At 70.3% G+C, this 13,207-nt stretch carries 12 protein-coding genes; 7 read left to right on the top strand and 5 right to left on the bottom strand.

Annotated elements, in window-relative coordinates; genetic code table 11:
• Positions 1 to 21 precede the first annotated feature (21 nt).
• The 6 genes from WG923_RS23710 (at position 22) to WG923_RS23735 (ending at position 6,766) form a co-directional block, all read left to right on the top strand.
• On the top strand, positions 22 to 972 hold the full coding sequence (locus tag WG923_RS23710) for an ABC transporter permease (RefSeq protein WP_340353477.1): 951 nt from the start codon (positions 22 to 24) through the stop codon (positions 970 to 972).
• On the top strand, positions 969 to 1,847 hold the full coding sequence (locus WG923_RS23715) for an ABC transporter permease (RefSeq protein WP_340353478.1): 879 nt from the start codon (positions 969 to 971) through the stop codon (positions 1,845 to 1,847). Before WG923_RS23710 ends, WG923_RS23715 begins: the two co-directional genes overlap by 4 nt.
• Entirely contained in the window at positions 1,848 to 2,882 is a 1,035-nt protein-coding gene (locus WG923_RS23720; protein WP_340353479.1) for an ABC transporter ATP-binding protein, read from the top strand.
• Positions 2,879 to 3,712, top strand: coding sequence for an ATP-binding cassette domain-containing protein (locus WG923_RS23725; protein WP_340353480.1), 834 nt, complete (start codon positions 2,879 to 2,881; stop codon positions 3,710 to 3,712). The genes WG923_RS23720 and WG923_RS23725 overlap by 4 nt, the downstream gene beginning before the upstream one ends.
• A gap of 46 nt (positions 3,713 to 3,758) precedes the next feature.
• Positions 3,759 to 5,252 (top strand): ABC transporter substrate-binding protein, encoded by a 1,494-nt coding sequence (locus WG923_RS23730; protein WP_340353481.1) that lies wholly within the window; start codon positions 3,759 to 3,761, stop codon positions 5,250 to 5,252.
• A gap of 89 nt (positions 5,253 to 5,341) precedes the next feature.
• The gene (locus WG923_RS23735) at positions 5,342 to 6,766 is read left to right on the top strand and encodes an amidase (RefSeq protein WP_340353482.1); all 1,425 of its coding nucleotides are present in this window, start codon (positions 5,342 to 5,344) and stop codon (positions 6,764 to 6,766) included.
• Positions 6,767 to 6,796: 30 nt separating this feature from the next.
• Here the strand turns inward: WG923_RS23735 and WG923_RS23740 are convergent, their stop codons facing one another.
• The 5 genes from WG923_RS23740 to WG923_RS23760 all read right to left on the bottom strand — a co-directional run bounded on the left by WG923_RS23740 (position 6,797) and on the right by WG923_RS23760 (position 11,891).
• On the bottom strand, positions 6,797 to 7,480 hold the full coding sequence (locus tag WG923_RS23740; protein WP_340353530.1) for a histidine phosphatase family protein: 684 nt from the start codon (positions 7,478 to 7,480) through the stop codon (positions 6,797 to 6,799).
• A 215-nt stretch (positions 7,481 to 7,695) separates the two neighbouring features.
• The gene (gene coaD / locus WG923_RS23745) at positions 7,696 to 8,196 is read right to left on the bottom strand and encodes a pantetheine-phosphate adenylyltransferase (RefSeq protein WP_340353483.1); all 501 of its coding nucleotides are present in this window, start codon (positions 8,194 to 8,196) and stop codon (positions 7,696 to 7,698) included.
• A 51-nt stretch (positions 8,197 to 8,247) separates the two neighbouring features.
• On the bottom strand, positions 8,248 to 8,826 hold the full coding sequence (gene rsmD, locus WG923_RS23750; protein ID WP_340353484.1) for a 16S rRNA (guanine(966)-N(2))-methyltransferase RsmD: 579 nt from the start codon (positions 8,824 to 8,826) through the stop codon (positions 8,248 to 8,250).
• 281 nt (positions 8,827 to 9,107) lie between these two features.
• Positions 9,108 to 10,460, bottom strand: a complete 1,353-nt coding sequence (locus WG923_RS23755; RefSeq protein WP_340353485.1) for a M16 family metallopeptidase — start codon at positions 10,458 to 10,460, stop codon at positions 9,108 to 9,110.
• Positions 10,461 to 10,469: 9 nt separating this feature from the next.
• Positions 10,470 to 11,891, bottom strand: coding sequence for a M16 family metallopeptidase (locus WG923_RS23760; RefSeq protein WP_340353486.1), 1,422 nt, complete (start codon positions 11,889 to 11,891; stop codon positions 10,470 to 10,472).
• 29 nt (positions 11,892 to 11,920) lie between these two features.
• On the opposite strand from WG923_RS23760, the gene ftsY reads away from it, so the two are divergent.
• Positions 11,921 to 13,156, top strand: coding sequence for a signal recognition particle-docking protein FtsY (gene ftsY / locus WG923_RS23765; protein ID WP_340353487.1), 1,236 nt, complete (start codon positions 11,921 to 11,923; stop codon positions 13,154 to 13,156).
• The last annotated feature ends 51 nt before the right edge of the window (positions 13,157 to 13,207 follow it).

Genomic DNA, 13,207 nt, shown 5'->3' on the forward strand with positions numbered 1-13,207 from the left:
TCTGGCATTATCGCCCGCGGCATGAGTCTCTTCCTGGCCAAGCGGCTGATCACCCTCCTTGCGACGCTGGCAGGCACCTCGGTGGTGGTGTTCCTGGTGCTGGAGGTCCTGCCCGGGAACGCCGCCCAGGTCCTGATGGGCCCCGATGCGTCCCCCGAAGCCGTCGCGGCCCTGGCGCAGAAGCTGGGGCTGGACCGCCCCGCCATTGAACGCTACGGGCACTGGATCGCCGGCATGCTGCACGGCGACCTCGGGCTGAGCTACGCCTACAGCACGCCGGTGGGCGAGCTGGTGCGCGAACGGCTCGCCCTCACCGTGCCCCTGGCGCTGATCGCGATGACGCTGACCACGGCGCTCGCGCTGGCGGCGGGCATCTATGCGGCCTCGCGCCACAACAAGCTGGGCGACGTGGGCATCATGGGCCTCACGCAGGTCGGCATCGCGATCCCCAATTTCTGGTTCGCGATCCTGCTGATCCTGCTGTTCTCGGTGCACCTGAAGTGGTTTTCCGCCGGCGGCTTCCCGGGCTGGGAAGAAGGCATCCTGCCGGGGCTGCGCGCGCTGATGCTGCCGGCGCTGTCGCTCGCGGTGGTGCAGTCGGCGATCCTCGCGCGCATCACGCGCTCCTCGGTGCTGGAGGTCCTGCGCGAGGATTTCGTGCGCACCGCGCGCGCCAAGGGGGTGTCGCAGCGCGGCGCCCTGTGGGGCCACGTGCTGCGCAATGCGCTGATCCCGGTCATCACCGTCATGGGACTGCAGTTCTCCGAGCTGCTGGCCGGCACGATCGTGGTGGAGAGCGTGTTCTACCTGCCGGGGCTGGGCCGCCTGATCTTCCAGTCGATCGCCAACCGCGACCTGATCGTGGTGCGCAACTGCGTGATGCTGCTGGCGGCGATGGTGGTGCTGGTGAACTTCGCGGTGGACCTCCTCTACGCCTTGATCGACCCGCGCGTGAAGGCGGCCGACATATGAGCGCGATCCTCGAGGCCGCGCCATTGGCGCCGATGGCCGGCCCCGGCTTCTGGCACCGGGCCCTGCGCCATCCGAGCTTCGTGATCGGCCTCGTCCTCACCCTGCTGGTGGTGCTCGCCGCGGCGCTGTCTTTCGTCTGGACGCCGCACGACCCCTACGAGATCGACATGGCGCTCAAGCTCAAGGCGCCGGACGCGCGCTACTGGCTCGGCACCGATGCCTTCGGCCGCGACGTCGCCTCGCTGCTGCTGGTGGGCGCCCGCGCCTCGATCGTGGTGGGCATCGTCGCGGTGGGCATCGGGCTGGTGATCGGCACGGCGCTGGGGCTGCTCGCATCGGCCAGGCGCGGCTGGGTCGAGGAGGCGATCATGCGCCTCTCGGATTTCGGCTTCGCCTTCCCCGCGATCCTGTCGGCGATCATGCTGACGGCGGTGTTCGGCCCCGGCATGGTCAACGCGATCATCGCGATCGGCATCTACAACATCCCGACCTTCGCGCGCATCACCCGCGCCTCCGCCAACGCGGTGTGGGGCCGCGAGTTCGTGCTGGCCGCCCGCGCCTGCGGCAAGGGGCGCTTCGCGATCACGATGGAGCACGTGCTGCCCAACATCCTGTCGGTGCTGATCGTGCAGGCGACCATCCGCTTCGCGATCGCGATCCTGGCGGAGGCGGCACTGTCGTACCTGGGCCTGGGCACGCAACCGCCGCAGCCCTCTTGGGGCCGCATGCTGAGCGAGGCGCAGACGCTGCTGTTCCAGGCGCCGCTGCTCGGCGTGTACCCGGGCGTGGCGATCGCCATCGCGGTGCTGGGGCTGAACCTGCTGGGGGACGGCCTGCGCGATCTCTATGACCCGCGACTCGCGCGGCGACGCTAGATGCCCCTGCTCGAAGTCAAAGACCTCTCGGTCGAACTGCACACCCACCGCGGCCCGGCATTTGCGGTGCGCGACGTGAGCTTCGCGCTCGAACCCGGCGAGACGCTGGGCATCGTCGGCGAGTCGGGCAGCGGCAAGTCGCTCACCGTGCTGGCGATCCTGGGCCTGCTGCCGGAGCACGCGCGCGTGACGGGCAGCATCGTGTTCGAAGGCCGGGAACTCGTGGGCCAGCCGGAACGCGCGATGTGCGCGCTGCGCGGCGACCGCATCGGCATGATCTTCCAGGAGCCGATGACGGCGCTGAATCCCGTGCACACGGTGGGCCACCAGGTCGCCGAGCCGCTGCGGCTGCACCGCGGCGTGTCGGCCTCCGCCGCGCGCAAGGAGGCGATCGCCCTGCTCGACCGCGTCGGCATTCCCGATGCGGCACGGCGCATCGATGCGTATCCGCACCAGTTCTCGGGCGGGCAGCGCCAGCGCATCACGATCGCGATGGCGCTCGCCTGCGGGCCCGACCTGCTGATCGCCGACGAGCCGACGACGGCACTGGACGTGACGATCCAGCGCCAGATCCTGGACCTGATCCGCGAGCTGGTCGCCGAGCGCCACATGGCGCTGATCCTGATCTCGCACAACCTCGGCGTGATCGCGCACAACGTGCAGCGCATGCTCGTGATGTACGGCGGCAGCGTGGTCGAGAGCGGGCCGACGACGTCGGTGTTCGCGCACCGCAGGCATCCGTACACGCTGGGGCTGTTCGCGGCGCGGCCGGGGCTGCGGGCCATGAAGGGGCAGCGGCTGGCGACGATTCCGGGGACGGTGCCGGACCTGGTGGACCTGCCGCGGGGGTGTCCGTTCGCGGGCAGGTGCGGGTGGACGATTCCCGAATGCGATGCAGGGCTGCCGGCGGCGGTGGAGGTGGAGGAGGGGCACAGGGCGCGGTGCATCCGGCTGGAGGTGGTGGGAAGCGAGCGGCGTGCGGGGAGCGCCCCCACCCCGGCCCTCCCCCGGAGGGGGAGGGAGGAACAGCCATGAACGCGCCGCTGCTGGAGGTCGAGGACCTCGTCAAGGATTACGGGCTGCCGCGCGAGCGGCTGTTCCAGGCGCCGGGGAAGGTGCATGCGCTGCGGGGCGTGAGCTTCGCGATCCAGGCCGGGCGCAGCCTCGGCGTGGTGGGCGAGTCGGGCTCGGGCAAGTCCACGCTGGCGCGCCTGGTCATGGCCCTGGATGCGCCGACCTCCGGCCGCGTGCGCCTGCTCGGGCGGGACCTGCATGCGCTGCCCCGCGAGGAGCTGCGCGTCGCCCGGCGCGACTTCCAGATGGTGTTCCAGGACCCCTACGGCTCGCTCGATCCGCGCCAGACCGTGGAGCGCATCGTGAGCGAGCCGCTGGCCGCGCAGGGCGCCCCCCGCGACGAGCAGCACCGGCGCGCCAGGGAAGCGGTCGAGGCGGTGGGCCTGCGCGCCAACGACCTGCGCAAGTACCCGCACGAGTTCTCCGGCGGGCAGCGCCAGCGCATCGCGATCGCCCGCGCGCTCGTCACGCGGCCGCGCCTGATCGTCGCCGACGAGCCGGTCAGCGCGCTCGACGTGTCGGTGCAGGCCCAGGTGCTCAACCTGATGCAGGACCTGCAGGCCGAATTCGGCATCACCTACATGCTGATCAGCCACGACCTGGCGGTGGTGCAGCACCTGTGCGACGACGTGGCGGTGCTGTGGCAGGGCCGGATCGTCGAACAGGGACCGCCGGAGCGCCTGTTCGCGCAGCCGCGGCACGAATACACGCGCACGCTGGTGGAAGCGGTGCCCGAACCCGAGCCACCCCGGCCCGGCCCCCTTGCCACGCCTTTCCAAAGTCGGGGATGATCCCCGCATTCCATCCCTTGCCCCTAGCCCCTGGAGTTCCCAAGACATGCTGAAACGCCGCAGCGTCCTCGCGCACAGTGCCTCGCTGGCCGCCCTGGCCACCCTGCCCCCGGGCGTGCTGGCCCAGGGCCGCAAGGATTCGATCGTGATGGCCATGGCCCTCGAGCCCAGCCCCGGCCTCGACCCCACCGGCGGCGCCGCCTCGTCGATCGGCGAGGTCACGCTGTACAACATCTACGAGACGCTCACCAAGGTCAACCCGGACGGCTCCGTCACCCCGCTGCTGGCCGAAACCTGGGAAGTCTCGCCCGACCTCACCACCTACACGTTCAAGCTGCGCCGCGGCGTGAAATTCCAGAACGGGGAGCCCTTCAACGCGCAGGCGGTGAAGTTCTCGTTCGACCGCGCCGGCTCCGACAAGAGCACCAACAAGGACAAGCGCACCTTCGCGAACCTCAGCACCAGCGCCGTGGACGAGCACACGGTCGTGGTCCTCACCAAGGAGATCGACCCCGACTTCCCCTTCCTGCTCGGGCAGGCCACCGCCGTGATCGTGGAGCCCAAGAGCGCGGACACCAACATGACGAAGCCGGTGGGCACCGGCCCCTTCATGCTGGAGAACTGGGTCAAGGGCTCCTCGATCACGCTGAAGAAGTGGCCCGGCTACCGCAACGCCGCGGCGATCAAGCTCAATCGCGCCACCTTCCGCATCATCGCGGACCCGGCCGCGCAGGTGGCGGCGCTGCTGGCCGGCGACGTGGACGCCTTCCCGCGCGTCACGCCGCGCAGCGTGGAGCAGTTCAAGGGCAACCCGCGCTTCCAGGTGCTCGTCTCCGGCTCGCGCGCCAAGACCATCCTGGCGATCAACAACAAGAAGAAGCCCTTCGACGACGTGCGGGTGCGCCGTGCCATCGCGATGGCGATCGACCGCAAGGCGGTGATCCAGGGCGCGGGCGACGGCTACGGGGCGCCGATCGGCAGCCACTACCCGCCCAGCGCGCCGGGTTACGTCGACCTCACGGGCGTGAACCCCTACAACCCGGAGAAGGCCAGGGCGCTGCTGAAGGAAGCGGGCGTGGCCACGCCGCTGGAACTCACGATCACGCTGCCGCCGCCGCCCTACGCGCGCCAGGGCGGCGAGGTGATCGCCTCGCAACTGGCCAAGGTGGGCATCCAGGCGAAGCTGCAGAACGTGGAGTGGGCGCAGTGGCTGTCCAACGTCTACGGCAACAAGAACTACGACATGACGATCATCTCCCACGTCGAGCCCTTCGACCTGGGCAACTTCGCCAAGCCGGACTACTACTGGAACTACCACTCCGCGAAGTTCGACGAGGTCTACGGCAAGTACAAGACCACGGCCAACGCGAAGGACCGCCTGAAGCTGCAGGCCGACCTGCAGCGCATCCTCGCCGAGGACTCGGTGCACGCCTTCCTGTACCAGCCGCAGTGGGTGACCGTCGCCAACAGGAATGTGAAGGGCCTGTGGAACAACATGCCCATCTTCGTGAACGACCTGTCCTCCATCTCCTGGGCCTGAAGCATGGAGCATCGCCGAGCCGCCCCAGGACGCGACCGCCCCCTCGGGGGGCAGCGACCCACACGCGGTGGGGGAGCGTGGGGGCACCCATGACCGAGGCCCTGCACGAGCTCCCGGCGCCGCGGCTGGTGGAGCTGTATCGCCGGCGCGAGGTGTCGCCGGTGGAAGTGGCGCGCAGCGTGCTGGGACACGTGGAACGCTGGGAACAGTCCATCCACGCCCTGTACCTGCTGCGGCCGGACCACGTGCTGGAACAGGCGCGCGCCAGCGAGGCGCGCTGGCTGAAGGGCGAGCCCCTGGGGCTGATCGACGGCGTGCCGGTCACGATCAAGGACAACATCGCCACCCGCGGCGACCCGACGCCGCTGGGCACCGCGGCCAGCGAGCTGATCCCCGCCGCGGCCGATGCGCCGCCCGCGGCGCGCGTGCGCGAGCACGGAGGCGTGGTGCTCGCGAAGACCACGATGCCGGACTACGGCATGCTGTCCTCGGGACTCTCCAGTTTCCACAAGGTCGCGCGCAATCCGTGGGACCTCATGAAGACCCCTGGCGGCTCCAGCGCCGGCGCGGGTGCGGCGGCCGCGGCCGGCTACGGCCCGCTGCACATCGGCACCGACATCGGCGGCTCGCTGCGCCTGCCGGCGGGCTGGTGCGGCATCTTCACCTTGAAGCCCAGCCTCGGCCGCGTGCCGATCGATCCGCCGTACACGGGCCGCGCCGCCGGACCCATGACGCGCACGGTGGAGGACGCCGCGCTCTTCATGCAGGTGCTCGCCGGCGCCGACGACCGCGACTGCATGAGCCTGCCGCCGCAGGACATCGCGTGGGCCTCCTTCGACGCGGGGGTGGGCCGCCTGCGCGGGCTGCGCATCGGGCTGATGATGGAAGCCGGCTGCGGCCTCGCGCTCGACCCGGGCATCCGCGCCGCGGTGCAGAAGGCCGCGCTGCTGTTCGAGCGTGCCGGCGCGGTGGTCGCGCCGATGAAGCCCTTCATGACGCAAGGCATGCTGGATGGCATGGACCACTTCTGGCGCATGCGCTCGCACGTGGACATGCGCGGCCTGCCCGCGGACGTGAAGGCGCGCGTGCTGCCCTACATCCAGCAGTGGGCCGACAGCGCGGCGGGGCTCTCGGGCGAGGCCGTGTTCCGCGCGGTGCACCAGTTCCACCTCACGCGCGTCGCGGCCGTCAATGCCTGCCGGCCCTTCGACTACGTGATCTCGCCCGTGTCGCCGGTGCCCGCGTTCGGGGCCGACCTGCCGTCGCCGACCAACGACCCGCTGCGGCCGCTAGAGCACATCGGCTTCACCGTGCCCTTCAACATGTCGGAGCAGCCCGCGGCCTCGATCAACTGCGGCTTCACCGACGACGGCCTGCCCGTGGGCCTGCAGATCGTCGGCAAGCGCTTCGACGACCTCGGCGTGCTGCAGGTCGCGCGGGCGTTCGAGTTGATCCGCGAGCCGCAGCGGCCGTGGCCGCAGCCGCCTTCGGGCGCGATCCACCACGTCGACTAGAGAGGCCGCAGCGAAGCGGCGCAGGGCGACTCAGGCGGCGGTGCGGCTGGCTTCGCTGTCCACCAGCTTGCGCTGGTCGTACACCGGCTGCGGCGGCAGGTCGGCCAGGTGCCGGGTGTCGGCCCAGCTCACGATCTCGTATGCGTCTTCGTGCACGCGGATGCGGTTGAGGCCGGCGTTCGGGATCTCGCTCTGGCGCGGGCCGTCCAGGCCCAGCGAGCGCGCGGTGCGGTAGATCATGTCCAGCACGCCGCCGTGCGTGACCACCACCACGGTCTGGAGCGGGTGGGCGGCGACGACGCGCTGCACGGCCTGCATCACGCGCGCATGGAAAGCGCGGGTGGATTCGCCTTCGGGCATCGCGAAGTCCTGCTCGAAGCGCAGCCAGGCCTGCCAGGCACCGGGGTGTTCGCGCTGGATGTCGTCCACGCGCATGCCGTCGACGCGGCCGAAGGCCTGTTCGCGCAGTCCGCTGTCGGCCACCGGCCGCAAGGCGAGTTCTTCGGCGATCGGCTCCGCCGTCTGCACGGCGCGCAGCAGGTCGCTGACGTAGACGGCGTCGGCCTTCTCGCCCGCGAGCCGCGTGGCGAGCCGCCGCGCCTGCGCGAGGCCGATGGCATTGAGCCCCACGTTCACCTGGCCCTGGAAGCGCAGCTCGCGGTTCATGTCCGTCTCGCCATGCCGCACCAGCACCAGTTCCGTCGCACCCGCCATCATTCGCATGGCGAAATTATGCGCGCCATTGCGCAATGCGGGATGCGCACTAACCCACGCATGGGTGGGATTTCGGCTGGGGGGAAAACAAAATACCGGACGCAGAGGACGCTAAGGGTACGCAGAGGACGCAAAAGAAAACCTTTAAAGTTTTCTTTGTCTCTTTTGCGTTCTCTGCGTACCCTTCGCGTCCTCTGCGTCCGGAAGTCCGCTTCCTACTCGCGTTCCAGGTTCCGCACCTTTTCCACGAGGCGCTGCTGCACCGACGGCGAGACGAACTGGTGGACTTCGCCGCCGAGGACGGCGATTTCGCGCACGAAGGTGCTGGAGATGAACTGGAACTTGTCGCTGGGCGTGAGGAAGACGGTTTCCACGTCCGGCATCAGGTGGCGGTTCATGCCCGCGAGCTGGAACTCGTAGTCGAAGTCCGTCACCGCGCGCACCCCGCGCACCATCGCCTTGCCGCCGCGCGCCACCACGAAGTCGCGCACCAGGCCGCTGAAGCCCTCCACCGTCACCTGCGGGTAGTCCCTCAGCGCCTCGCGCGCCATGTCGATGCGCTCCTGCATGGTGAAGAGCGACTTCTTGTGATGCCCCGCCGCGACGGCCACGATCAGGCGCCCGAACAACTGGCAGGCGCGGTGCACCACGTCCTCGTGGCCCAGCGTCATGGGGTCGAAGGTGCCGGGGTAGACGGCAAGGACGTCGGTGGCCATGGGGGATCTCCTGGACGCCGGCGGCGCGCCGGCACGCGAATGTGCGCCGGATTATGCAGTGCGCCGCAGCAGGTGCCCGTGCACGGCGCCGGCTTTCAGGTGCCGCAGCAGCTCCAGGCCGTGCCGCGCCAGCGCCTCCCCGCTCCAGGGCGTGGGCGCTTCCAGGTAGATGAAGCCCTGCGGCGCCAGCGCGGGCACGGCCGCCGCCAGCGCCTTGTCGAACAGGTCGGCATCGAAGGGCGGGTCGAGGAACACCAGGTCCGTCCCGCCGGCAGGCAAGCCCGCGAGCACCGTCAGTGCGTTGCCCCGCTGCACCCGCACCTGGCTGGCGTGCAGCCGCTGGACCACGGAGCGCAGCGCATCGACGAGCCCGCCGTCGGATTCGACCAGCAGGACGTCCGCGGCACCGCGCGAGGCGGCCTCCAGGCCCAGTGCGCCCGTGCCCGCGAACGCGTCGACGCAACGCCAGCCGGCCAGGTCCTGCCCCAGCCAGTTGAAGAGCGTCTCGCGCACGCGGTCCGGCGTCGGCCGCAGGCCCGGGCGGTCCGGAACCTCCAGTTTCGTGCGCTTCCAGTTGCCGCCGATGATGCGGACCTGATGGGGAAGGGGGCGGCGGGCGGGAGCAGGCATGTTGGCGGGCGAAGGCAGATGACGTCATTCCCGCTCAGGCGGGAATCCAGGGCTTTCGAGGTCACGCGCCGCGCGCGTGTCCCGGGCCCCGCCTGCGCGGGGACGACGGTGAAAAAAAAAACGGGCACGGCCTCATGGCCGTGCCCGAGTCTCTCCCTGTGAAACTCTCTCGCGTGCTCGCAAGAAATGCGTGACAGCGCCATCGAATTGTTGAGGGTCTTGCGAAGGGTTGCACGCCGGCCCCTGTCAACATTGACAGGGGAGCAGGCACTTCCCGTACTTCACTGTCGGGCGGACGCCACGTCGGCACCCACGACGACGGTCACCATGCGATCCGGCTGCACCTTGCGGGCGAAGGCGGCCTTGATGTCGGCGGCGGTGACCTTCTCGACCTGTTTGGTCCAGGTGTCCAGGTAATCGAGCGGCAGGTCGTACCAGGCGATGTTGGCCAGGTTCTCGACCAGCTTGCGGTTGCTGTCGATGCGCAGCGCGAAGCCGCCGATCATGAAGTCCTTGGCGGCCTTCAGTTCGGCTTCGGTCGGGCCTTCGGCGACGAAGCGCCGCAGCACGTCGCGCGAGACCTGCACCGCCTGCGCCGCCTGGTCGGGCCGCGTCTGCAGGCCCAGCGTGAAGGCGCCGGCATGCAGGCCCGGGGCGAAGTAGCTGTAGACGCTGTAGCTCAGGCCGCGCTTTTGCCGCACTTCCTCCGACAGGCGCGACACGAAGCCGCCGCCGCCCAGGATGTAGTTGCCCAGGAGCAGCGGGAAGAAGTCCGGGTCGGAGCGCTTGTAGCCCGGTTGCCCGATCAGCACATGGGCCTGCGCCGAGGAGAACGGGATGTTGCGTTCCGCCGCGGCGGTGAGGGCCGGCACTTCCGCCACCGGCGGCAGCGGCTCGCAGCGGCCGGCCGGCAGCCGCGACAACAGCGTCGCGGCGATCTGGTCGGCCTGCGCCCGCGTGACGGCGCCGACGACGCTCACCTTGGCACGGCAGGGCAGGATGGCGCTGTAGAAATTGCGCATGTCCTGCACCGTGATCCGGTTCAGCGATTCCTCGGTGGTGTCGTAGCCGTAGGGATGGGCCCCATAGACCGCGGCGCCGAAGGCGCGGGCGGCGACCGTGCCGGGCTTCGTGTTCGACTCGCGGATGGAGGCGACCATGCGCTGGCGCTCGCGCTGCCAGATCGCGTCGGGGAAGGACGGTTCGCCCAGTTCGCGCGCGGCCAGCTTCACGGCCTTGTCCAGGAGATCCGGGTAGGTCAGCGAGCGCAGCGAATAGCTCATGCGGTCGAGGCTCGCGCCGCCGCCGAAGGAGGCGCCGAGGTCGGCCCAGGCTTCGCCCAGCTGGTTCTCGTCCAGCGCGGGCTCGCCGTTGCGTGCCGCGATGCCCTTGGAGGTCATGTCCGCGGTCACGCCGGCGAGGCCGGCCTTGTCGGCGGGATCGCGCCGGTCACCGGCATCGAAGTCGATCTCCACGTCGACCATCGGCAGGCCGGGGCTCTCGATCAGCCAGACCTGCGCCCCGCTGGGCTGCTGCCACTTCTGGATCGGGAGGGCGGCAAAGGCGGGAGCGGCGAAGGCGCAGGCCACGAAGCCGGCCAGCGCGCCGCGCGCCAGGAAAGTCGTCAGACGCATGGGAACCTTTCAGTGGCGCAGGGGGACGCTGGGGGTGCGGGGCTTGCGGTTCGGGTCCACCGGCAAGGGCCGCAGGACACCCACCGTGAGCTGCTCGTCGCCGAAGTAGCGCGCCGCCACGGACTGGACCTGCTCCGGCGTCACCTCGCGCAGCCGCGCCATCAGGCGTTCGTCGGCGTCGATCGGCAGTCCCATCACCCAGGCGCTGCCCAGTTCGCGGGCCTGGTTCATCACGGAATCGAGCTTGTAGATCTCGCCGGCGATCCAGCGCGTCTTCACGCGCTGCAGTTCCGCGGGGCTCACGCCTTCGCGGGCCACGCGCGCCACTTCGGCGCGCAGCGCGGCTTCCACCTGCTCGGGCGTCTTGCCCGCCGCCGGCACGCCGGCCAGCGTGAACATCTGCGGGCCACGGCCCCACAGGCCGTTGCCGGCATCGACGCTGTCGGCCACGCGGTCGGGGCCCTGCGTGAGGGCACGGTCCAGGCGCGCGCCCTCGTAGCCATCGAGCACGCCGGACAGCACGGTGAGCGCCAGCGCGTCGTCGTTCTCGGGCGTCTTGTCGAAGGACTTGAGCTGCGGCACCTTGAAGGCGAGCGCCACGTACGACTGCTCCGCCGGCGCCTTGAATTCGAGCCGGCGGATGCCCTTCTGCACCGGCTCCTCGCGCGGCTTGCGCGGCGGCACGGCCTTGGCCGGGATGCTGCCGTAGTACTTGTCGACCAGCGCGCGGACCTTGGCCGGGTCGACGTCGCCGGCGATGATCACGGCGGCGTTGGCCGGCACGTACCAGCGGCGGTAGAACTCGCGGGCGTCGGCCGGCGTCATCGCGTCGAGGTCGCTCATCCAGCCCACCACCGGGCGGCGGTAGGGCGAGGCCTGGTAGGCCACGGCGCTGAGCTGCTCGTACAGCAGCCCGCGCGGGTTGTCCTCGGTGCGCGAGCGCCGTTCCTCCTTCACCACCTCCAGCTCGCGCTTGAACTCGTCGTCCGCCCACTGGTTGTGGGCGAAGCGGTCCGATTCGAGCTTGACCACGTCTTCCAGCCGGTTGGCGGGAATCTGCTGGAAGTAGCCGGTCTGGTCCTTGGTGGTGAAGGCATTCTCGCGACCGCCCAGCGCGGCGACCTTGCGCGAGAACTCGCCCGGGCCGGTGGTTGGCGTGCCCTTGAACATCATGTGTTCCAGCACGTGGGCGACCCCGGTGGTGCCGTCGACTTCGTCCATGGCGCCGACGCGCACGTAGACCATGTGCACGGCGGTCGGTGCGCGGCGGTCCGGCTTGATGATGACCGTCATGCCATTGGGCAGCTGGTACTGCAGCGGCTTCTCCTGGGCCGGCGCCGGACCGGCGATCTGGCCGTGGGCCGCGGGGAGGAGCGCGAGCGGCAGCGCGGCCGCAAGCGGAAGGAGCAGGGAGCGCAGGTGTCGTTTCATAGAATCCTCTGATTCTAGAAACCTCCCTGATGTTCAGCTTCTTCCGGAAAAAGCCGCCCGCCACGCCGGCGCCCGTCGCTGCGCCCGCACCCGTCCCGGTGGCCGAGCCGGCGCCGGCCCCTCCTGTCCCGAAGACGGACGCCACACCGGCGCCGGTCGTCGCGCCGCCGCCATGGGCGCCCGCCCCCGCGGCCGAGCCTCGCACGGTTGAGCCTCCCCGGGCTGCGCGTCCCGTGGCCGCACCGCCCCTGGCCGCGCCGGCGCCGGTGGCCACGCCGGCGCCGGCCGCACCGCGCAGCGGCGGCCTGATCGGCAGCGCCCTCGTCCAGGCCATCGAGATCCCGGTGGCGGCCCCGGTGGCCCCCGAGCGCCAGAACTGGATGGCGCGGCTCACCGAAGGCCTGAAGAAGACGGGAACCAACCTCTCGCAGGTCTTCACCGGCGCGCAGATCGACGAGGCGCTGTACGAGGAACTGGAAACCGCCCTGCTGATGGCCGACACCGGCGTGCCCGCCACCGAATACCTGCTCACGGAGGTGCGGCGCAAGGTGGCCGCCACCGGCGCCACGCGGCCCGTGCAGGCCAAGAACATCCTGGTCGATGCGCTCACGCAGCTGCTGCGGCCGCTGGAAAAGCCGCTCACCATCGGCGAGCACCAGCCCACCGTGATCATGGTCGCGGGCGTCAACGGCGCCGGCAAGACGACCTCGATCGGCAAGCTGACCAAGCACCTCGCCGACGAAGGCGAGACGGTGCTGCTGGCGGCCGCCGACACCTTCCGCGCCGCCGCCAAGGAGCAGCTGGCGATCTGGGCCGACCGCAACAAGGTGGAGATCGTGAGCCAGGAAGGCGGCGACCCCGCGGCCGTGAGCTTCGACGCGGTGTCGGCCGGCAAGGCGCGCGGCAAGAACGTCGTGATCGTGGACACCGCGGGGCGCCTGCCCACGCAGCTTCACCTGATGGAGGAACTCAGGAAGATCCGCCGCGTGGTGAACAAGGCCGACCCCACCGCGCCGCACGAGGTGCTGCTGGTGATCGACGGCAACACCGGCCAGAACGCGCTGCAGCAGGTCAAGGCCTTCGACGCGGCGCTGCAGCTCACCGGCCTGGTCGTGACCAAGCTCGATGGCACGGCCAAGGGCGGCGTGCTGGCGGCGATCGCGCAGGAGAAGCCGGTGCCGGTGTACTTCATCGGCGTGGGGGAAAAGCTGGAGGACCTGGAGACGTTCAGCGCGCGGGAGTTCGCACTGGCGCTGTTGTCGTAGAAGGGCGCGGGCGCTTCGCGCATCGCTGGGGTTCGCGCGCTGCGCGGCTCA

It is taken from the genome of Ramlibacter sp. AN1133 (genome assembly GCF_037890035.1).
GTDB lineage: Bacteria > Pseudomonadota > Gammaproteobacteria > Burkholderiales > Burkholderiaceae_C > Ramlibacter.